The following is a 21,425-nucleotide window of genomic DNA, read 5'->3' as shown; positions in this document are numbered from 1 at the left end:
GATTTGCAAACATCGGAAAGGCTTCCCAGGCGGTATTCGCCTACTAGTGTTGACAATTCGGCCCCGGGAGGAGGCCGTTACCTTCGACAATGGGATGCATATGTACCTTGATCTGCTGACCAACACCGCCCTGCTGGACCCGCAGGTGTGGGCGAGCGCGGACACCTGGACCAACTCCGACACCGTCGCATCGGCAGTGGAGTTCGCGGCCAAGAAAAAGAAGAAGAGCAGCAGTGGGCTGATCATCGGCGGCATCTGCTGCCTGGTCGTCGTCGCCCTGATCGTCGGCGGCATCTACCTGCTGACCAAGCGTAAGAAGCAGCAGTAAATCCACGAAAAGGCCCGGCTCGCATCGCGAACCGGGCCTCTTCGATATTTCGGACTAGATGACGGTGCGTTCGGAGGCCACCTCGGCCTCGAGCAAAAGCTCGTCCTCGAGTTCGTCGTACGGCTGCGGCCGCACCGACTTCAACACCACCACCGCCGCGACCAGCGCGACGATCAGCAGTGCGGCACCGATCCAGAACGCCAGGTGGAATCCGTTGGTGAGCGCCACATTCGCCGCGACACCGTCCTTCAGCAGATGTTCGGTCTTGCTCGCCGACAGCGTGGCCAGCACCGCCAGACCGAGCGCACCACCGACCTGCATGGTGGTGTTGGCCAGACCCGAGGCCAGCCCGGCCTCCTGCGACTCGACCCCCGACATCGCCAGATTCATCAGCGACGGGAACGCCAGACCCGCACCGGTACCGAACAGCACCATCGGGCCGAAGATGTCGATCCAGTAGCTGCCGTCCACCGGGGCCTGGGTCAGCCAGAGCAGCGCGACGAGGATCAGCAGCAGACCGGGAATCAGCACCTTGCGGGCGCCGAAGCGCATCACCAGGCGTTCGGAGTAGCGCACCGACAGCAGACCCATGATCGCCGCGACCGGGAAGAAGGCCGTGCCGAGCTGGATCGGCGAATAGCCGAGCACCTGCTTCAGGTACAGCGAACCCATGAAGAACATGCCGAACATGCCCGCCACGGTCAGCACCTGGATCACATTGGCGCCGGACAGATTCCGCGAGCGGAAGATCGTCAGCGGCATCAACGGGGTGGCCGCCGTCGCCTCCCGCGCGATGAATCCGCCGAGCAGTACCAGCGTGGCCGCGCCGAGCCCGAGCGTGACCGGATCGGTCCAGCCGTATTCCGCCGCGGGCTTGACGATCGCGTAGACGCCGAGCATCAGCGCCGCCGTGATCAGCACGGCGCCGGGCACATCCGCGCCGTCCTTCAGTCCGGCGCCCTTGTCCTTGTCCAGGATCTTCAGCACGCCGATGCCGACCGCAATGCCGATCGGCAGGTTGACCAGGAAGATCAGCCGCCAGTCCAGGGCGGTCAGGAAACCGCCGAGCAGCAGGCCGATCGCACCACCGGCCGACGCGACGAAGGCGTAGCGACCGATCGCCTTGGCCTGCTCGCGCGGATCCGGGAACATCGCGAAGATCATGCCGAGGATGACCGCCGAGGTCATGGCGCCACCGATGCCCTGCAGGAAGCGGGCCGCGATGAGGGTCACCTCGTTGACGGCCGCACCACACAGCGCCGAGGACAGGGTGAAGACCACCAGACCGGACAGGAACATGGTGCGGCGACCGATCAGGTCACCGAGTCGGCCGGCCAGCATGAGCAGGCCACCGAAGGAGATCAGATATCCGTTCACCACCCAGGCCAGACCCGATGCGGTGAAGCCCAGGTCGGTCTGGATATCCGCGAGTGCGACATTCACGATCGTCGCATCGAGCACGATCATCAGCATGCCGCCGCACAACACATAGAGGGCGAGCCAGCGCTTGCTGTCCGAACCGGCCGGGGCGTCCCCTACCTGTCTATGTCGTTCTTTTGCTTCCGTCACCACAGACGCCTTCCACCCGAAGATCGTTACTGTGGCACGCTAGCAATGATTGGTCCTAAAAGACAACTAATTAATTCAGTTGAAGAACGACTGATATGCTGTAGCTCATGACTGTTGCCCCGGAGCAGCGCGCCAAGCGCAGCTACCACGACGCCTGCGGTGCTGCCCGCGCGCTCGACCTCGTCGGCGAGCGCTGGACCCTGCTCGTGGTGCGCGAACTACTCCTCGGCCCGAAGCGCTTCACCGATCTGCGCGCCGGACTGCCCGGCATCAGTCCCAATGTGCTCTCGCAACGGCTCGAGGAACTCGTCCAGATCGGCGTCGTGCACAAACGCAAGCTGCCGCCGCCGGTCGGCGCCGCCGTATACGACCTCACCGATTGGGGTCGCGAACTCGATTCGGTGATCGTGGCGCTCAACCGCTGGGGCGCGCGCTCCCCCAACAGTTACCGCTGCTCCGAGGTATCCACCGACTCCCTCGTGGTCACCCTGCGCACATTCTTCAAGCCCGAATCCGCCGCAGGAGTGCACGCCGACTACGACCTCTACTTCACCGGGTCCGATTCCGGTACAGACGAATTCCACGCGCTGGTCGCTGACGGCACCTTCACCATCGCCCGCGGCGCCACCGGCCGCGCGGCCACCACCATCCACGCGACCGTGCCCGCCTTCGTCGCCATAGTCGTCGACGGCAACCCCTTGGCCGACACCATCGCCACCGGCGAGGCCAAGATATCCGGTGACCTCCCCGCCGCCGAACGCTTCATCGACTTCTTCGAACTCCCGGCGGAGTGCAAGGGAACTACGACGACCTGACCACGAGGTCGAGTGGTCAGAGTCGATCGATGTCGGTGAGGTCGATGTCGATGTCGAATGGCACGCTCAGCTTCAGTCGCTCATGATGAATGCCGGTGAGTGCGTATGCCTTTGTGGCGGGGTCGAGTTCGTAGCCGTAGACCACAGGACGGCCGTCGACATTCTCGATGCGCCAGAAGTGCGTGATGCCAGCCTGCGCGTACAACTGGGGTTTGCGTTCCCGATCGCGAGTACGCGATTCGACGGATACAACCTCCACCGCGAGTACGACATCATCGGCCTGATATGACGTCAGTTCGTGGCCGCCATCGCGATCGGCACGAACCACAACGATGCCCGGCTCCGGACGCTGATCACGTCCCAACGTGACAGTCATTTCCCGCCGCACCCGCACATGTGCGGGCGCCAGGTGGCGCAGGGCCGAATCCAGCAGGGTGATAACCAGCATGTGAAACTTCGCCTGCGGGCTCACGAAGACAAGGCTCCCGTCGATCAACTCGGTATGCGGGGGCAGGTCCGGCAGGCGATCCAGATCCTCGGCGACGAACCCACCCGGCGGCGGGCGCAGCCACTGCGGAAAAGGTTCGACGATCATGGCTTCGAGTATGGCACCCACACGTCGCTCAATCCCCTAGTGCGAATGAACAGCGGTCATACGGCAGAGTGGGCTGGGTGCAGTTGATATTCGTTCGTCATGCTCAGCCGTTGCGGGTGCAAGCCTCCGGTGGGCCGGCCGATCCCGGGTTGGCGCCGGTCGGGGTGGAGCAGGCCGAACGGGTGCCTGCGGCGTTGAGTCAGCATCGGATCAGTCGGATCGTGAGCAGTCCGCAGCTACGGGCGCGGGAGACGGCCGAGCCGACCGCGGCGAAACTCGGGCTTGCGGTGGATGTGATCGATGATCTGGCCGAATACGATCGCGACCTGCCCTCCTACATTCCGATCGAGGATGCCAAGGTCGAATTCGCGGCCGTCTACGACCGGATCAAGTCCGGGCATCTGCCCGGACAGATCGACGCGACAGCCTTCATCAACCGGGTGCGCGATGCCGTCACCTCGATCGCCGCGCACACCGATCCGGCCGATACGGTGCTCGTCTTCGCGCACGGCGGGGTGATCAATGTATTCCTGCAGGACGTGCTCGGCCTGGCCCGGCCGCTGACCTTCCCGATCGACTACTGCTCGATCACCCGGATCCTGTTCTCCCGCAGCGGCCGCCGGACCGCGGCGACCGTCAATGAGAACGGTCACGTGTGGGATCTGTTGCCGCGCAATATTTCACAGCAACCTTGATGGTTGTTCCAAGACTCGGTCATTCACAGTCGACTGCCAGAATGATCGCACCCCGATCCCAGTGACGGAGCCTTGTATTGGATCGGTGAGCCGCCGCAGCGACTACTGAAAGGTCGCTCGAACCAACCAGCGGCTCATCGTCCGAGGAAAGGAATCCGTTTTGCTCACCAAGTCATCGACCTTCAGGCGTGGTTTCGCTCGCATTGCGATCGCAGGCGCGTTGGCCGCGATTCCGCTCAGCGCGCTCGCGGTCACCGCATCCGCGGCCACGGCCGATTCGTCCGTGCCGACGGTTCAGACAGTATCGGACCAGATTCCCTTGCAAGGCACCGAAATCAACCGCCACCATCACGGTGACTGGGACGGTCCCGGCGACCATGACGGTCGCGGCCCCGGTGATTGGCACAATGGCCCCGGCAGTGATTGGCACAATGGCCCCGGACAGCCGCCGCTGCTGCTGCCGGGTGTACCGGCCCTGCCGTCGACCGGATCGGCCGGCTAGCAGTCAGGGCGTTCGGCAAAAGCGCAGGCCACCCCTCCATGTGCACGGGTGGCCTGCGCTTTTGTCTGGGACTATCGCCTCGGAATCAGGCCATGCCCGCGATCCAGTTGTGCATCCAGGAGATGGCGGTCTGCCCGCCGCCCACTGGGTAGCTGCCGTAGAGCGTATGCGCGTGCGAGTTGTAGAACCGCTCCAGATCCTTCGCCCGCTGCTGGTTGGCGGATTCGGTGAGCTGCGACTGCAGCGTCGGGATGCCGCCGAGGTTCATCAGGTCGTTCATGATGGCGCCCGCCTCGAGCTGATAGCGCCAGAGGTTGGCCGGATTCGCCTCCGAGGTCTGCGCGAGGAAGCCGGCGAACCGGGTCACGAAATCGTCGGTGGCGGTTGCGCAGTAGAGATCGTCGAGCGCGCAGATGGTGCGGGTGCGATCGCTGAGCCAGCCGAAGCCGCCGACCCGAGCGCCGCCGGCGCCCGCGCCCGGCGCGACCGGTCCGACCTGGATGTCGGTGGGCGAGCGGCGCGGATCGGAGATCAGGCCGACACCCGCGATCCGGTCCGCCGGAATCGAGCTGAGCCCGGTGCCGATTTCGGCGGCGAGGTCGCCCGCCGCATCCGCACCCTGGCTGTAGCCGACGATCGCGATCTTGGTGCCGCCACAACTCTGTGCCATCGCGGTGGCCAGGCCTCGGGCGCGATCGGTCGCTTCCTTCTTGGACGCGCCGTAGACATCGCCCTCCCACGGGAAGGCGGTCGCGGCGTAGGTCACGTAATCGACGTCCACCGACCGGCCCAGCCCATTGGTTACGCCGGACAGCATGCCGGGTTGTGGCGTCTTGTCCTTTCCGGTCTCCCAAGTACCGGGAATCGCAACCACATAGAGGCTCGGGCAGCCCGGATCGGCCGTTACCGAACCGCTACCGAGGACTACGCCGGATGCTACAGCCGCGCACGCACCGAGTGCGGCGGCCACCTTCTTCAACCGCATACCGCTCCAGTTCAAAACATCGCCCCTTGCGAGAGCTAGCTCCGACAGTCTTTTGTCAACCGTGCTGACCTCGGCGGATGTCGGTCCAGTGCATATCGGGTCACCCACCGATATGACACGCACGTCGCAACCCACATCCCAAGATCACGCACCACGCCGCAGATCACAATAAGGCAACGCCTCGACCTGCGCCATTCGAACTCGTTACCGTGTCCGATTCCCGTCAACGCGCCCGCCGAAAACGGCTCCCCTCAGCGACCTTCCGCGTGTCGCGCCAGGATCGAATGCGTACGCATGGCAAACGATAAGGGCGCCTGTGGATTCGAGATCTACAGGCGCCCTTTCCGCTCCGGTCAGAGAGGTTCTATCGTTGCGCGACTGCCGTCGGCGGGATCGGCGCGGGCAGCGCGGTCTCGCCCTCGAGGAACTTGTCGACCGCAGACGCGGCGGCGCGGCCCTCGGCGATGGCCCAGACGATCAGCGACTGGCCGCGGCCCATATCACCGGCGACGAAGACGCCGGGGACATTGGTCGACCAGTTCTTATCGCGCTGGACATTGCCGCGCTGGTCGTAGCCGACGCCGAGACCTTCGAGCAGGCCCGGCTTCTCGGGTCCGGTGAAGCCCATGGCGAGCAGCACCAGATCGGCCTCGAGGGTGAAGTCGGTGCCTTCGACCTTCTCGAAGCGGCCGTTGACCATCTTGACCTCGTGCGCCTCCAGCGCGGTGACCTTGCCGTCCGCGCCGACGAAACGCTCGGTGTTCACCGAGAACACGCGTTCGCCGCCCTCCTCGTGCGCCGAGGAGACCCGGTACATGAGCGGGTAGGTCGGCCACGGGGTGGAGGAGGCGCGCTCCTCCGGCGGCCGCGGCATGATCTCGAACTGGTGGATGCTGGCCGCGCCCTGACGATGCGAGGTGCCCAGGCAGTCCGCGCCGGTGTCACCGCCACCGATGATGACGACCTTCTTGTCCTTGGCGTGGATCGGCGGCAGGCCGTTCTCGTCGGTGACATCGTCGCCGAGTTGCACCCGGTTGGCCCACGGCAGGAATTCCATCGCCTGGTGGATGCCGTCCAGATCCCGGCCCGGGATGGGCAGGTCACGCGCCAGGGTGGCGCCACCGGCCAGCACGATCGCGTCGAACCGCGCACGCAGCTGCGCGGCGGTGATGTCGACACCGACGTTCACCCCGGTCTTGAAGATGGTGCCCTCGGCCTCCATCTGCGCGAGCCTGCGGTCGATGAAGCGCTTCTCCATCTTGAATTCTGGAATGCCGTAGCGCAGCAGGCCACCGACGCGGTCGGCGCGCTCGAAGACGGTCACGGTGTGACCGGCCCTGGTCAGCTGCTGTGCGGCGGCCAGACCGGCCGGACCGGAACCGACCACCGCGACCCGCTTGCCGGTGATGCGGGTCGGGTAGACCGGGGTCACCCAGCCCTCGTCGAAGGCGTTCTCGATGAGCTCGACCTCGACCTGCTTGATCGTCACCGGATCCTGGTTGATGCCGAGGACACAGGACGCCTCGCACGGCGCCGGGCACAGCCGCCCGGTGAACTCCGGGAAGTTGTTGGTCGCGTGCAGCCGGTCGATGCCCTCACGCCACTGGCCCTTGTGAACCAGGTCGTTCCACTCCGGGATGAGGTTGCCCAGCGGACAGCCGTTGTGACAGAACGGAATACCGCAGTCCATACACCGGCTGGCCTGGGTCTGCAGGGTCTGGTGTGAGAAACCCTGCTCGTAGACCTCTTTCCAGTCCATCAGGCGCAGCGGAACCGGACGACGCGTCGGCAGTTCCCGTTTGGTGTGCTTCAGAAATCCTTGCGGGTCAGCCACGTGCTGCCCCCGAATAGTCACAGTGCCTCGTCGACATCTTTAGAACTTTCTGGTCAGCCACGTGCTGCCTTGAATAGTCACAGTGCCTCGTCGACATCTTTGGAACCTTCTGGTCAGCCACGTGCTGCCTCCATAATCGCCTCGTCGACGTCCGTGCCGTTCTTCTCGGCCTCGGAGATCGCGAGCAAAACCTTCTTGTATTCGCGCGGCATAACCTTCACGAAGTGGTTCACTTGCTGGGACCAGTCGCTCAGAATGCGTTCGGCGACAGCCGAGCCCGTCTGATCGCGGTGCTGGGTGACGATGTCGCGCAGCCAGGTGAAGTCGTCACCGGAGAGCTGCTCGACCGCGTCGGCCTGCTCGGGGTTGAGCTTTGCCTCGAAGGTGCCGTTCGGGTCGTAGACGAACGCGACACCGCCGGACATACCGGCGCCGAAGTTTCGGCCGGTCTCACCGAGGATGACCACCCGACCACCGGTCATGTACTCACAGCCGTGATCACCGACGCCCTCGACCACCGCGGTGGCGCCGGAGTTGCGCACGGCGAACCGCTCGCCGACCACACCGTTGATGAAGGCCTGGCCGCTGGTGGCGCCGAACAGGATCACGTTGCCCGCGATGATGTTCTGCTCCGCGACGAAGTCGGCCGGTGCGTTCAGCGACGGGCGCACGATCAGGTGGCCGCCGGAAAGACCCTTGCCCACATAGTCGTTCGCGTCGCCCTGCACCCGCAGCGTGATGCCCGCGGGCACGAACGCGCCGAAGCTGTTGCCCGCGGACCCGGTGAAGGTGATGTCGATGGTGTCGTCGGGCAGGCCCGCGCCACCGTAGAGCTTGGTCACCTCGTGGCCGAGCATGGTGCCGACGGTGCGGTTCACGTTCGTGATCTTGGTTTCGAACTTCACCGCTTGGCCGCGCTCGAGCGCATCGGCGCTCTGCGCGATCAGCTGCACGTCCAGCGCCCGGTCCAGGCCGTGCTCCTGGGTCTTGGTGCGGTACCGGTCCTGGCGCATGAATGCCGTCTCGACATCGTCGAGGATCGACGACAGGTCCAGCTTGCTGGCCTTCCAGTGCGCCTTGGCCTGGGAGGTGTCGAGCATGTCGACCCGGCCGATGGCCTCGTCCAGGGTGCGGAAGCCCAACTCCGCCAGCAGTTCCCGTACCTCTTCGGCGATGAAAAGCATGAAGTTCTCGACGAATTCCGGCTTGCCCGTGAAGCGTTCGCGCAGCACCGGGTTCTGCGTCGCGACACCGACGGGGCAGGTGTCGAGGTGGCAGACCCGCATCATGATGCAGCCCGAAACCACCAGAGGCGCGGTGGCGAAACCGAATTCCTCGGCGCCGAGCAGTGCGGCGATCATCACGTCGCGGCCGGTCTTCATCTGGCCGTCGACCTGCACGACGATGCGATCGCGAAGTCCGTTGAGCAGCAACGTCTGCTGGGTCTCGGCCAGGCCGAGCTCCCAGGGACCGCCCGCATGCTTGAGCGAGGTCAGCGGCGAGGCGCCGGTACCACCGTCGTGGCCGGAGATCAGCACCACGTCCGCGTGCGCCTTCGACACACCGGCCGCGACCGTGCCGACGCCTGGCTCCGCAACAAGTTTCACGTGAATCCGCGCTTGCGGGTTCGCGTTCTTCAGATCGTGGATCAGCTGCGCCAGATCCTCGATCGAGTAGATGTCGTGGTGCGGCGGCGGCGAGATCAGGCCGACGCCCGGCGTCGAGTGCCGCACCTCGGCGACCCACGGGTACACCTTGTGCGCGGGCAGCTGACCGCCCTCACCGGGCTTGGCGCCCTGCGCCATCTTGATCTGGATATCGGTGCAGTTGGTCAGGTAGTGCGCGGTGACACCGAAACGACCCGAGGCGACCTGCTTGATCGCCGAACGCCGCCAGTCACCGTTCTCCTCGACCTCGAAGCGGGCCGGATGTTCGCCGCCCTCACCGGAATTCGAGCGACCGCCGAGGCGGTTCATCGCGATCGCGAGGGTCTCGTGCGCCTCGGAGGAGATGGAGCCGTAGCTCATCGCGCCGGTGGAGAACCGCTTGACGATGGCGCTGGCCGGTTCGACCTCGTCGATCGAAATCGGCTTGCGCTCACCGGTCCGGAACTTGAACAGACCGCGCAGCGAGGCCAGCCGCTCGGACTGATCGTCGACCAGCTTGGTGTACTCCTTGAAGATCGAGTACTGACCGCTGCGGGTGGCGTGCTGCAGCTTGAAGACGGTGTCGGGGTTGAACAGGTGGTATTCACCCTCGCGCCGCCACTGGTATTCACCGCCCACCTCGAGCTCGCGGTGCGCGCGCTCGTTGCGGTTCTCCAGGAACGCCACGGTGTGCCGGGCCGCCACGTCGGCGGCGATCTCGTCGAGGCCGATGCCGTCCAGATGCGAACGCAGGCCGGTGAAGTACTCGTCCACCAGTTCCTGCGACAGGCCGATCACCTGGAACAGCTGCGCGCCGGTGTAGGAGGCGATCGTGGAGATGCCCATCTTGGACATCACCTTCAGCACGCCCTTGCTCGCGGCCTTGTTGTAGTTCGCGACGGCCTTGCGGTAATCGTCGGCCGGATCGCCGGTGCTGCCCGGCATCTGGAGCCCACCGCGCTCGAGCAGATCCTCGATGGTCTCGAAGGCCATGTACGGGTTGATCGCGGCCGCGCCGAAGCCGACCAGCATGGCCATGTGGTGCACCTCGCGGGCGTCACCGGCCTCGACGACCACGCCGACCATGGTGCGAGTGCGCTCGCGCACCAGGTGGTGGTGCACCGACGAGGTCAGCAGCAGCGACGGAATCGGCGCCAGCTTCTCATTGGACTCGCGGTCGGACAGCACGATGATCCGCGCGCCGCCCTCGATGGCGGCCGAGACCTGGGTGTTGATGGCCTCGAGCGCCTTGCGTAGGCCCTTGCCACCCTTCTTCACCGGGTACAGACCGTGCACGACCACCGAGCGCAGCTCCGGATGCGAGCCGTCGTCGTTGATGTGGATGAGCTTGGCCAGCTCGTCGTTGTCCAGAATCGGCTGCGGGATGGTGATCTGGTGGCAGGACTCCGGGCCGGGGTGCAGCAGGTCGGCCTCCGGGCCGAGGGCCCGGCGCAGGCTGGTCACCACTTCTTCGCGGATCGCGTCCAGCGGAGGGTTGGTCACCTGTGCGAACAGCTGGGAGAAGTAGTCGAAGAGCAGCCGGGGGCGCGAGGACAGCACCGCGATCGGGGTGTCGGTGCCCATCGAGCCGAGCGCCTCACCGCCGGTCTTGGCCATCGGCGAGATCAGCAGGTTCAACTCTTCATTGGTGTATCCGAAGATCTGCTGGCGGATCAGCACGCGATCGTGCGACATGTGCACATGCGGACGGTCGGGCAGATCGGCCAGCTTGGTCACGCCGGCGTCGAGCCATTCCTGGTAGGGGTGCTCGGCGGCGAGCTGGCTCTTGAGCTCCTCGTCGCCGACGATGCGGCCCTGCGAGGTGTCGACCAGGAACATACGGCCCGGCTGCAGCCGCACCTTCTGGACCACCTTGGCCGGATCGATATCGAGGACACCGACCTCGGAGGCCATGACGACCAGACCGTCATCGGTGACCCAGATGCGGCTGGGGCGCAGACCGTTACGGTCGAGCACGGCGCCGACCACGGTGCCGTCGGAGAAGCACACCGATGCCGGGCCGTCCCACGGCTCCATCAGCATCGAGTGGTAGCGGTAGAACGCCCGCCGCTGCAGGTCCATGTTCTCGTTGCGTTCCCAGGCCTCGGGAATCATCATCAGCACCGCGTGGGGCAAGCTGCGGCCGCCGAGGTGCAGCAGTTCCAGCACCTCGTCGAAGCGCGCGGTATCGCTCGCCCCCGGGGTACAGACGGGGAAGATCTTCTGCAGGCGGTTGTTGCCCGCCTCGTCGATGCCGAAGACATCCGAGCGCAGCAGCGCCTCGCGGGCGCGCATCCAGTTCTCGTTACCGGTGACGGTGTTGATCTCACCGTTGTGCGCGACCCGGCGGAACGGATGCGCCAGCGGCCACGACGGGAAGGTGTTGGTGGAGAACCGGGAGTGCACGATGCCGAGGGCGGACTCCATCCGGCCGTCCTGCAGGTCCAGGTAGAACGCGCGCAACTGCGGAGTGGTGAACATGCCCTTGTAGACGAAGGTCTGACCGGACAGGCTCGGGAAGTACACCGACTCCTTGCCGACCGCGCCCTCGCCCGCACCGGCCTTGCCCAGTTCGTGCTCGACGCGCTTGCGCACCACGTAGGCCCGGCGCTCCAGATCCATGCCCGACAGCTGCTCGGCCGAACCCTTCGGCGAGCCGATGAAGATCTGGCGGAAGGTCGGCATGGCGTCGCGGGCCAGCGCGCCCAGGGTGGACTCGTCGGTGGGCACCTCGCGCCAGCCGAGCACGGCGAGGCCCTCGGATTCGACAATGCGCTCCAGGCCGTAGGCGGCCTTGGTCGCCTCGCGACGGGCCTGCGGCAGGAAGGCGATACCGGTGGCGTAGGAGCCCTCCGGCGGCAACTCGAAATCGACCACGGCACGGAAGAACCGGTCCGGAATCTGGATCAGGATGCCGGCGCCGTCACCACTATTGGGTTCGGCACCTGCCGCACCGCGGTGCTCCAGGTTCAACAGAGCCGTAATAGCCTTGTCGACGATGTCGCGGCTGCGGCGGCCGTGCATGTCGACGACGAATGCGACACCGCAGGCGTCGTGCTCGTTCGCCGGGTCATAGAGCCCGATGGGTCCGGGGGACCTGTGGCCAGGAAGTTGCGTCATGCCTCTGCCTTCAAGAAAGTCGGCCTCGATGAATCGGCCTGTGGGAAAGGGGCCTTTCGTCGATTGCCTCCGTCAAGACTGCGCCTGTACGTTGCGAAACCAGCCGCGCTGATGGTCTTCTTCGTGCAGTCACGTCTCCAGTTGTCCACCCGCTGCGATGACGTAGGGGTGCTCGTCGGTAACGGAACGCTTACGTGTTCCTTACCTCCGCACGGGTGCGCGCCCGCTACGCTTGGGCACCGGTTTTCCGAGCCCGAGCGGGCGCTATTGCCGAACGTTGTTGTGTTCGGCATTAAGAGCAAACGATAAGTCAGGTCCTGGGCCCAACCAACTTAGGTCGTGCTAATAACCGGGTCTAGCTGGGCTTCTTCAATTGGTCCTCCACGTGTGCGCGTCGTCCAGTGTAAAGCAGCGAACGCGGTGCGATCGATCCCCTTGGCACCGGGTGCCAACCAGCGAGAACGGGTGCCCAGGACCCGCAGCACGCCGCACCCCACACCGCGAGAACCGGCGCTCACCTGCATCGAAGTGGATTTCCCCTGCTTCGGTCGGGGCAAACCCGATCCGCGGTGGCTAACTCGCCAGCGGGCTGGATGAGAGAATTCCGATAGGGGTGTGACAAGCACACAACCCGATCCGACCGTCCGGACTCTTTTGCCTCATGTGGGATTTAGCACATTTCCAGCAATCGAATTCGAGTGGTTTACAACACGTTTACCTCGGGCGACACCAGGTGCCGACATTTGGCCGCGGCGACGGCGTCGGTATCCAGGCGTTCGGCCACCAGAGCGACGATGCGATCCAAGGCCGGATCGTCATCGAGTGTTTGCGCACGGCTATCGGGGGCGCCCATCAACAGAGCCGCTGCCAAGCACACCAAAACCCTTGCCGAGCATCGGAAAAACACTCGCAACAACCCCGTCCGTCGACTCTTTCCGGTGCGGTCATTCCTGCCAGATCAAGGGTGAGCGGGCGCACAAGTCAGGCGGTCATACCGAATTTTGTGAGCCTGACCACATCCCGGGTCGCGTGCTCGGTGTGTCGCGGTCGCGCCTGTCACGCTGTGACAACGAATCAGTGACGGCTTCGGCGGGTTTTTCGAGCGACCTGCAAGCAGTCGCTAGCGGGTCGCCACTTCGACTTGGGATGTAGAGGATGTGGGATCCCATGACGGTCACCGGCTTGTTCACCTGGCTCGGTGGAGGCCTCTGGCGCGAGCAGGGTGGGACCGAAATCGACTATCCGCATGAGCGGGCGGATTATGCCGTGAGCGGCGCCGTGGTACTGCTGTTCGCGGCGGTGGCCGGGATCGTCGGCACGAGCGCACTCGCCGCGGCCGATGCCGTGCCGCTGTTCGCGATCGTGTTCGTCGCGCTCGTCGTCGTACTACTGGCGGGTGCGGTGACCCGTGCCCTGGCGACCGCACGACCCGCTGGTGGACCGGATCGCCGCGGCCTCGCCGGACGGATCGCGGTCGCGGTGGTGGCCGGGGTACTGGTCGCAGAACTCGCTTCGACGGTGCTGTTCGGCGGCACCATCGATCGGCTGCTCGATGAAAAGGCGCAGCGTGCGGTCGATTCCGCACCTGCGGTGGTCACCGCGCGGACCGAACTCGACCGCGCCGAGGGCGATCGCGCCGCACTGGACCAGTCGATTACCAAAGCGCAGGCCGATATCGACCACGCGCTGGTGATCGCGCGCTGCGAATACAACCCGACGCCGGAATGCCCGCAGACCCGGATCACCGGTGTACCCGGTCGCGGTCCCGAATCGCAGACCGCCAACGCGATACTCGACGACGCGCGCAAGCAGTTGGCGGCGGCACAGGATCGGGTCACCGGACTGGACCAGCGGATCACCGAGGACCAGAAGGCCCTCGACACTGCCGGTTCCGCCGCCTTCGCCGATGCCGATCGCGGCCTCGGCGCGCGCTGGCTGGCCATGAACGACTACACCACCGGTACGGCGGGCGCGTTCCTGCTGCGGGTGCTGAGCATCCTCACCTTCGTCCTGCTCGCGCTGCTTCCGCTGATCATGCGGTGGTGGCGCGGGGAGACCTCACTCGATCGGCGACTGGCCTTCCACACCGTGCAGGACCGCGCCGAACGCAGCGCCGATGCCGCCATCGCGGTGAAACGCGCCGAGGTGCGGGTCGAGGCCGAAAACCTGCGCACCGAACAACAATTGACCGCCGCCCGACTGGCCGTCGAGACCGATACCGCCATCGATCGGGAGCGTCAGCGCACCCGGATCATCGCCGCCATCGGCGGATTGGAAATCGGCATCACGGACCCGGGACGAGCTGAACTTCCAGCCGGAACGGCTGGCGACCGAGAGGACAGCTCCGTGTCTCATGAGGTGACCCCCAATCTTCCGGCCACCGTGAGTGCGGGTGCGCTCGCGGCGACCGCCGGTGCGGGCGCGGTGGTACCGCATACCGCCTCGTCCGCACCCAAGAGCGGCGGCCTGGAACTTCCGCTGATCGGCACCGTACCGTTCTCCGATACCGCGGCCCGCTTCATCCGACCGCTGGTGCCCGCGTTCGTCGCCAATGCGATCGACACCGCCACCCACCCGCTGCGCACCGCACGCCAGGCATTCGAAGAGGTCGAGGAGATCACCTTCACCCTGCGCCGCACCCGCAAGGTGACCGTCGAGTCTCAGGATTCGCACGCCCCGGCGATGACGCAGCCCGCGCACCCCGGCTACCAATTGCCCGCCACCCCCGAGTCCTGGCACGCCCAACGCGTCGCAGCCACCGTCGTCGACGCGGACTACACCCAGAACCCTCACTACCCCCAGGGCTACGGCCTCCCCCAAGCCGGCCGCGACGACGAACTCTCGACCCGTCCCCGCAACGAACTCCCCCGCAGCCGAAGTCCACAGGAACTGCCGCCAGCCAACTGACTGGACCGAAAGGGCTTGTTGTGCCTGGTTGGCGCGGCAAAGGCCCCCCGGTTCGAAGCCGTCTCGCCGGCCCCGATCCTTTCCAAACGCCCACCCGCTTGCCAAAGAACCAAACAACGGAATCGAATACTGTTCGCGTATGTTCCCCACCTGGCGAATCGCTGTTGCCAAAGCGTCATTTCAGCACTCGCCCCGGCGTGCCACCCTTGGGCTGGCGGGATGGATCGCACTCCTCGGGTTTCCCGCAGCAGTCATCGGCGTCGCGGCTACGGCCGGATCTCCTTCCGCCGCAACCGAACTCATCGTTAGTGTCCGGCTGCTGCTCATGGTGGCCGCCGTACTCGTCGCGGTTTGGCTCTGGGTGTGGCGCGTCAGCGAACTCACCAGCAAGGAAAGCACTGCACGCTATGACGTGCTGCGGGATATCGAAACCTCGCGGCTCACCCTGCGCCGACCGGCGCCGAAGGACGCAGTCCCGCTCGAGGCCACGATCGACGATGCGATGCTCGCCAGCAACGGTTGGACACAACGAAATGGCAGGGCACTGATCAAGGCTGTCAGGCGCGGCCACCCGACTCCCGGGCTTCTGGTGATCGAGTCGCGATCAGACACAACCGTGATCGGTGGCGCGACTGTGCACCCCAGCGCCGACCAGACGTCGTTCGCGTCCATCGGTTGGTGGATTGGCCCAAGTCACCGGCGAGCCGGCTATGCGAGCGAAGCGGTCGCCGCCCTCGTCGACGCGATCCACGACACCGGGTACACCAGCGTAGAGATCGGCACGAACGAGTCGAATCTCGCGGTGCAGCGCATCTGCGACAAGATCGGCGCAACAGAAAAGGACCGGCGACCACAGCCGTTGCCGGACGGATCGACCGTCCCTGGAATTTGGTATGAACATCACCGCGTGGTCACAGAACCAACGTGAATCAATTGCCATGTCCCAGATGTGAACGAGCCGCCGGTTTCGAGCCGTTGCCGCTCAGCGTTAGCCGATTGCCAGGACGCATGGGTGGATCGCGTCACGAGCGCGGCACAGCCGGTCGACCCGGCGCGCTATCAGAAAGTCGCCGACCGACTGCTCGAATGCACCATCGGCACGTTGCGCCCCGCCTGGCCGGTCGCCGACGGCTAGACTCGGCCGCGTGTTACCAGCCGCCGAGCCGGCCGGTGCCGTCGGGGCGGGGAACGATCCGGTGCCAACCTCCCCTGGAACGACGGTGCCGATCCGCCCACTGAGCTTTCGCGAACTGCTCGACGAGCCGTTCGCGCTGATCCAGGCGAATGTCGTCGTACTGGCGGGCACGACCGCGATCGGACTCGTCCTGGCCGAACTGCTGGTCGTCGCGGTCACCGGCGGGATCTCCTATGTGACCGACGGCTCCGACGCGGGCACCGCGTGGGCCGCGATCCTGTCGACGGCGGCCGCCGCCTGGTTGCTGCGGTTCCTGCTGCGCGGGATGACGGTCGCACTCGGACTCGCGACCGTCGCCGGATCGCCGATCGGCTGGCGCACCACACTGGGCCGGGTGGGTGCGGTCGCGGGTCCGCTGTTGGCCTTCCACATGCTGTTCACGCTGGTCGGCATCGGCGTGCTGATCATCGGCAGCCTGCTGATCATCACCTATCCGTTCGCGCTGATCTGGCTCGGCTATCTGCGGGCCGGACGGTTCGTCGCGGTGCCGGTGATCTTCGTCGAACGAACCACCCATGCCTGTGCGGTCGCGCGCTCGAAGCTGCTCGTCCAGGGTGCGCAGTCGTCGATAACCGGATTGTGGTTCGCCTGCCGCGCCCTGGTCGTCCTCGTCGCCGTGCCGCTGCTCGGCATTCCGTGGTACCTCTCGGATTTCACCGGCACTCATCGCTGGCAGGTCATCGTCCTGCTGTCGACGTCGGCGCTGTTGATCATCGCCTTCGGGGAGGTGGTCGAGTCGGCGACGCGGGTGGTCTCGTATGTGGATCGCCGGTGCCGCCGTGAGGGGCTCGATATCCGGGTCCCCGGGACGGACAAACGATGACAGAACCCACGGCCCCGCCGCCACCCCCGCGACTCGGACCCGCGGACGCCCACCGCGACGCCGCCGAAAACGCCGCACTGCACCGGGATTTCGACACCGCGCTCCGCGAGCGGTTCCGCGCGGTACTACGCGGCCTGGAACAGCGCGGCATGCTGGAGGTCCGCCGCTCGCGGACCGCGCGGGAAACCGCCGACGACGCGACCACCGCGCTGCCGCTCGAGCATGCGAGCGAATTACACCCGGCCGCACACAGTTTCGATGAAGTCGTGTACGGCGGCCGCCGCGCCACCGAGGACGAATACCGCCGCCTCGAATACGCCGACCGCTACTCGCGCAGCGCCCCACCGCCCGCACCGGAACCGGTCGACGCGACGATCACCGAGAAGACCAAGCCCCGCAGACAACTTCCTCCGCTACCGGACCTGCTGCGCAATCCGAAATTCTGGGCCGCGCTGCTCGCCGCCATCGCGCTGATCGTGCTGCTGTACGCGGTGTTGAATTCGTGTGCCGCGCCCGCACCGCATAGGCCGACACCGCCCGATATCCCGCCGCCCAAACCCCCCGAGCACCATCCGGATGACAACCGCGACGACTCCGGCTTCGGCGCGGGCCAGGATTCCATCTTCGGCAGGCTGCCCGCACCGGTCGCCTTCGGTGGCCTGCAATTCCTCATCGCCGCGGCGGTGCTGGTGTGGTGGCGGGCGCGTCGTCGCGGTGCGCTGGTCGGCGAACCGCGACCCGTGGAAGTGGCCGCGAACGAGCTGCTCGGCGGCCAGGCTGCGCTCTATCGCCGGTCGAAGGACCACGAGCATGTCGCGAACCGGCTGCGCGCCGCCACCCTGCGCCGCATCCGCCCGATGCTCGGCGTCGGCACCGATGTCACGCCGGACCGGCTTGTCGCGACCGTCGCCGCACGGACCCGGGTCGATCCGGCCATCGTCGGCGCCGCGCTGTACGGACCGGTGCCCGATGCGAGCACCCTGCAACTCGTTGCCACACAACTCGAATGGATAGAGGCGGAGGTCGGATGACCAGCACGGACACCAACCACACCCCGGCCGCCGAGGAGGCGGGCGCCGCATTCGCCGCACTGCGTGCCGAGATCGGCAAGGCGGTGATCGGCAACGACACCGCGATCATGTACCTGGTGCTCGCCCTGCTCTGCCGCGGCCATGTGCTGCTGGAAGGCGTTCCCGGCGTGGCGAAGACGCTGCTGGTCCGTGCGCTCGCGACGGCCCTGGATCTGGAACACGCCAGGGTCCAGTTCACCCCGGACCTGATGCCGGGCGATGTGACCGGTTCGCAGATCTACGATCCGCACACCACCGAATTCACCTTCCGGCACGGCCCGGTCTTCACCAATCTGCTGCTCGCCGACGAGATCAACCGCACGCCACCGAAAACCCAATCGGCGCTGCTGGAATCGATGGAGGAGCGTCAGGTCTCGGTGGACGGCAAGCCGCAGCCGCTGCCGGACCCGTTCGTCGTCGTCGCCACCCAGAATCCGATCGAACAGGAGGGCACCTATCCGCTGCCGGAGGCGCAGCTGGACCGCTTCCTGTTCAAGGTCGATATCCAATTGCCCGGGCGCGACGACGAATTCCGCATTCTGCAGCGGCACGCGGGCGGCTTCGATCCGCGCGATCTGACCGCCGCCGGTCTGCGTCCGGTCGCGGGTCCGGCGCATATCGCCGCGGCGCGGGCGGCGATCACCCGGGTCACCATCAGTCCGGAGGTGCTCGCCTACACGGTGGATATCTGCCGGGCCACCCGCAACTCCCCGGCGGTCCAGCACGGTGCGTCCACCCGCGGCGCGACCGCGCTGATGGCGGCCTCGCGCGCGTTCGCATGGCTGAACGGGCGTGGGTTCGTGACCCCGGACGACGTGAAATCGGTTGCGGTCGCGGTACTTCGGCATCGGCTGCATCTGCGGCCCGAGGCGGAGTTGGACGGTGTGACGACCGAGGGCGTCATGTCGTCACTGCTGCTTTCGGTTCCGGTTCCGGTGTAGCTCGTGGTCGTTACCGGTCGGCTCGCCCTGACGGCGGCGGTGCTCGCACTGTTCGTCTGCTTCGTCATGCCGTCGTGGCTCGGTGTCGTCCTGATGACCAGTGTGCTTGCCGCCCTTGTCCTTTTCGATCTCGGCACAGTGGCGCGAGCGCGCGACCTCACGCTGACCAGGGAATCGTTGACCGTGATCCGGCTCGGGCGCAGCGTCGAGGTGGAACTCGGCGTGGTGAACAACGGGACCAGGACCGTGCGCGGGCGGCTGTGGGACGACTGGCCCGGCAGCGCTCGCGCCGAAACCCGCACGCACCGAATGGATCTGCCGCCCAACACCCGCATGCGAGTGCAAACCGCATTGACACCGACCTACCGCGGCGATCGGGTCGCCGGTCCGGTGACGGTGCGATTGTTCGGCCTGCTCGGTATGGCCGGATGGCAGAGTCGCCACACCGTGCCCGCGCGGGTCCGGGCGCTGCCGGAATTCCACAGCGAACGGCTGCTGCGCTCGAAAGTCAAACGGCTGCAACATCTCGAGGGCCGCAATGTCGCGAATATGCGCGGCCAGGGCACCGAATTCGATTCCTTCCGCGAGTATGTCGCCGGTGACGATGTGCGGGCCATCGATTGGCGGGCCACAGCTCGCGCCACCGATGTGCTGGTGCGCACTTGGCGTCCGGAACGTAACCGGCACATGCTGATGGTGCTCGATACCGGCCGCATCAGCGCGGGCCGCGTCGGCACCGGCACCCGGCTGGACGCGAGCATCGAGGCCGCCCTCCTGCTCGGCGGATTGGCCGCGGCCGCAGGCGATTCGGTGGATCTGCTCGCCTACGATCGGCAGGTCCGCACCGAGGTCCGCGGTGTGGGCGGCCGCCGCCTGCAACTGAAGCTCATGCACGCCATGGCGGGCGTCACCCCCGCACTGGTCGACACCGACAGCGCGGGGCTGGTCCGCGCCGCCATCCAACGCGCCCGCCGCCGCAGCCTGGTCGTCTGGTTCACCAGTCTGGACGGGGCGGCTGTCGAAGAGAACCTGCTACCGGTCCTGCCGACCCTCGCGCAACGCCACCGCGTCCTGATCGTCTCGGTCACCGATCCCGACGTCGCCGCGGCCGCCGCCGAACGCGACACCCTCGCCGACCTCTATCCCGCGGCCGCCGCCGAATCCCTGATCGCCGAACGCGCCCTGGTCCAGGAATCCCTGCGCCGCATGGGCATTGATGTGGTCGCGGCCTCCCCGGAGCGCCTCCCCGAAGCCCTTGCCGACGAATACCTGGAGCTGAAACAGTCCGGCACTATGTGACTCCACGATCGCTCGGGCGCTGACCCGAAGTCGCCTTGGCATCGATGTCGATCCGGGAACACCGCACTTCCGGATTGCGAGCTCCCGCTCCGGCGCGAACCAGTCCTCGGCGAGCGAACGATCGCCCACGAACCCCGCCCACAGGCGGCAATCAGAACCAGCCCGACTACGAGCCAGGGTGCGGCGCCGACCATAGAAGCCACGCACACTCCTCAACCAGTCAACGCCCCCCAGCGCGGCGGCCGTGCAGCCCAGCTCGGGTCACCGCCGAATGACCGTGTCGCGAGTGGAGACTCAGCTCGCGCGGGCGATCGGCATCGGGCGCGGACCTGCCATCACCATCGGCGTGATGATCGGCGCGAGCGTTCGGCGTTGGCGTTCGGCGATCACCGCGCCGAGGATCTGTACGGGCGGATACCCGGCGGGTACCGGAATTTGCAGCCGGTCACACACGGCGAGGAGCAGGGTGTGACCGAGGTTCGCCTGGGTGGCGGGGCTCAGGGTGTTGATACGGGCCAGGTACTGGCGCACCGCGAGTGCGAGGTCCTCGGTGATGCCGGACAGGTCCAACTGTCCGGACCAGGCAACGAGCCAGGGCGGTGCGACGGCAAGAAGCGGGAAGGGCACACTGCGCTGGCTGTGCACGACAACGGTGCCGGCGAGCACATCGCCGACCCGGCGCGCATTCGGCGAGCACATCGAGGTGATCACCCCGACCGCACCGAATGCGCCCAACATCCAGAAGTCGACGATCACACCCGCCAGCCCGCGGGTCAGGGCGTGGCGGAAATCGATCGGTCCGCCGTCGCCGCGCACCACCCGCAGGCCGAGCATGAGCTTGCCAACAGTCCGTCCGCGCATGAGTGTTTCGCAGACCACCGGATAGCCGACCAGCGTCGCGACGATCGTGGTGATCGCCGCCGCGCTGTACCACGCGGAGTCGGCGCCGAAGTAGAGTAGCGCCGCGCTCAGGCCGAGCATCAGCATGCTGCCCAGCATGAATTGCACCAGCGCGTCCAAGAGGAACGCGGTGGCCCTGGTCGGGATCCGGGCGATCGGCAGCTCGAGTGCGACCGCTTCGCCGGTGGTGAATTCAGCCAT

General features: G+C 66.3%; 18 protein-coding genes. 11 read left to right on the top strand and 7 right to left on the bottom strand.

Annotated elements, in window-relative coordinates:
• Positions 1-100 precede the first annotated feature (100 nt).
• Positions 101-328 carry a hypothetical protein gene (locus ACQPXH_RS00740; RefSeq protein WP_433600433.1) on the top strand — a complete coding sequence of 76 codons (228 nt, stop codon included), beginning with the start codon at positions 101-103 and terminating at the stop codon, positions 326-328.
• A gap of 54 nt (positions 329-382) precedes the next feature.
• On the opposite strand, the gene ACQPXH_RS00735 is transcribed toward ACQPXH_RS00740, so the two are convergent.
• Positions 383-1,897 carry an MFS transporter gene (locus ACQPXH_RS00735; protein ID WP_433600432.1) on the bottom strand — a complete coding sequence of 505 codons (1,515 nt, stop codon included), beginning with the start codon at positions 1,895-1,897 and terminating at the stop codon, positions 383-385.
• Between the two features lie 107 nt (positions 1,898-2,004).
• Here ACQPXH_RS00735 and ACQPXH_RS00730 point away from each other — a divergent pair, with 107 nt between their 5' ends.
• Complete coding sequence (locus ACQPXH_RS00730; protein WP_433600431.1) at positions 2,005-2,712, top strand: winged helix-turn-helix transcriptional regulator; 708 nt, start codon at positions 2,005-2,007, stop codon at positions 2,710-2,712.
• 16 nt (positions 2,713-2,728) lie between these two features.
• Here ACQPXH_RS00730 and ACQPXH_RS00725 read toward each other — a convergent pair whose 3' ends face one another.
• Positions 2,729-3,328, bottom strand: a complete 600-nt coding sequence (locus ACQPXH_RS00725; RefSeq protein WP_433600430.1) for a Uma2 family endonuclease — start codon at positions 3,326-3,328, stop codon at positions 2,729-2,731.
• A gap of 56 nt (positions 3,329-3,384) precedes the next feature.
• Between ACQPXH_RS00725 and ACQPXH_RS00720 the strand changes: the two genes are divergently transcribed.
• A complete protein-coding gene (locus ACQPXH_RS00720; protein WP_433600429.1) occupies positions 3,385-4,002 on the top strand; it encodes a histidine phosphatase family protein in 618 nt (205 codons plus the stop codon).
• 160 nt (positions 4,003-4,162) lie between these two features.
• A complete protein-coding gene (locus tag ACQPXH_RS00715; RefSeq protein ID WP_433600428.1) occupies positions 4,163-4,504 on the top strand; it encodes a hypothetical protein in 342 nt (113 codons plus the stop codon).
• Between the two features lie 85 nt (positions 4,505-4,589).
• Here ACQPXH_RS00715 and ACQPXH_RS00710 read toward each other — a convergent pair whose 3' ends face one another.
• The 4 genes from ACQPXH_RS00710 to ACQPXH_RS00695 all read right to left on the bottom strand — a co-directional run bounded on the left by ACQPXH_RS00710 (position 4,590) and on the right by ACQPXH_RS00695 (position 12,942).
• Positions 4,590-5,489 (bottom strand): cutinase family protein, encoded by a 900-nt coding sequence (locus tag ACQPXH_RS00710; protein WP_433603680.1) that lies wholly within the window; start codon positions 5,487-5,489, stop codon positions 4,590-4,592.
• 364 nt (positions 5,490-5,853) lie between these two features.
• Positions 5,854-7,323 (bottom strand): glutamate synthase subunit beta, encoded by a 1,470-nt coding sequence (locus ACQPXH_RS00705; RefSeq protein WP_433600427.1) that lies wholly within the window; start codon positions 7,321-7,323, stop codon positions 5,854-5,856.
• Positions 7,324-7,436: 113 nt separating this feature from the next.
• Positions 7,437-12,089, bottom strand: a complete 4,653-nt coding sequence (gene gltB / locus ACQPXH_RS00700; RefSeq protein WP_433600426.1) for a glutamate synthase large subunit — start codon at positions 12,087-12,089, stop codon at positions 7,437-7,439.
• A 703-nt stretch (positions 12,090-12,792) separates the two neighbouring features.
• Positions 12,793-12,942, bottom strand: coding sequence for a hypothetical protein (locus ACQPXH_RS00695; protein WP_433600425.1), 150 nt, complete (start codon positions 12,940-12,942; stop codon positions 12,793-12,795).
• 314 nt (positions 12,943-13,256) lie between these two features.
• On the opposite strand from ACQPXH_RS00695, the gene ACQPXH_RS00690 reads away from it, so the two are divergent.
• From ACQPXH_RS00690 to ACQPXH_RS00660, 7 genes are all read left to right on the top strand, one after another.
• Entirely contained in the window at positions 13,257-14,996 is a 1,740-nt protein-coding gene (locus tag ACQPXH_RS00690) for a DUF4407 domain-containing protein (protein ID WP_433600424.1), read from the top strand.
• 325 nt (positions 14,997-15,321) lie between these two features.
• Positions 15,322-15,924 carry a GNAT family N-acetyltransferase gene (locus tag ACQPXH_RS00685; RefSeq protein ID WP_433600423.1) on the top strand — a complete coding sequence of 201 codons (603 nt, stop codon included), beginning with the start codon at positions 15,322-15,324 and terminating at the stop codon, positions 15,922-15,924.
• 84 nt (positions 15,925-16,008) lie between these two features.
• Positions 16,009-16,131 carry a hypothetical protein gene (locus ACQPXH_RS00680; RefSeq protein ID WP_433600422.1) on the top strand — a complete coding sequence of 41 codons (123 nt, stop codon included), beginning with the start codon at positions 16,009-16,011 and terminating at the stop codon, positions 16,129-16,131.
• Between the two features lie 61 nt (positions 16,132-16,192).
• A complete protein-coding gene (locus ACQPXH_RS00675) occupies positions 16,193-17,014 on the top strand; it encodes a hypothetical protein (RefSeq protein WP_433600421.1) in 822 nt (273 codons plus the stop codon).
• Positions 17,011-18,045: a DUF4129 domain-containing protein gene (locus ACQPXH_RS00670; protein ID WP_433600420.1), complete on the top strand. Its 1,035-nt coding sequence runs from the start codon at positions 17,011-17,013 to the stop codon at positions 18,043-18,045. The genes ACQPXH_RS00675 and ACQPXH_RS00670 overlap by 4 nt, the downstream gene beginning before the upstream one ends.
• Positions 18,042-19,025: an AAA family ATPase gene (locus ACQPXH_RS00665; protein ID WP_433600419.1), complete on the top strand. Its 984-nt coding sequence runs from the start codon at positions 18,042-18,044 to the stop codon at positions 19,023-19,025. Before ACQPXH_RS00670 ends, ACQPXH_RS00665 begins: the two co-directional genes overlap by 4 nt.
• Positions 19,026-19,028: 3 nt before the next feature.
• Positions 19,029-20,324 (top strand): DUF58 domain-containing protein, encoded by a 1,296-nt coding sequence (locus ACQPXH_RS00660; RefSeq protein WP_433600418.1) that lies wholly within the window; start codon positions 19,029-19,031, stop codon positions 20,322-20,324.
• Between the two features lie 294 nt (positions 20,325-20,618).
• On the opposite strand, the gene ACQPXH_RS00655 is transcribed toward ACQPXH_RS00660, so the two are convergent.
• The gene (locus tag ACQPXH_RS00655; RefSeq protein WP_433600417.1) at positions 20,619-21,425 is read right to left on the bottom strand and encodes an RDD family protein; all 807 of its coding nucleotides are present in this window, start codon (positions 21,423-21,425) and stop codon (positions 20,619-20,621) included.

It is taken from the genome of Nocardia sp. CA-135953, assembly GCF_050955735.1.
In the GTDB taxonomy this organism is placed as follows: domain Bacteria; phylum Actinomycetota; class Actinomycetes; order Mycobacteriales; family Mycobacteriaceae; genus Nocardia.
Note: the sequence above shows the minus strand (reverse complement) of the source record. Positions and strands in the feature narration are given on the sequence as shown.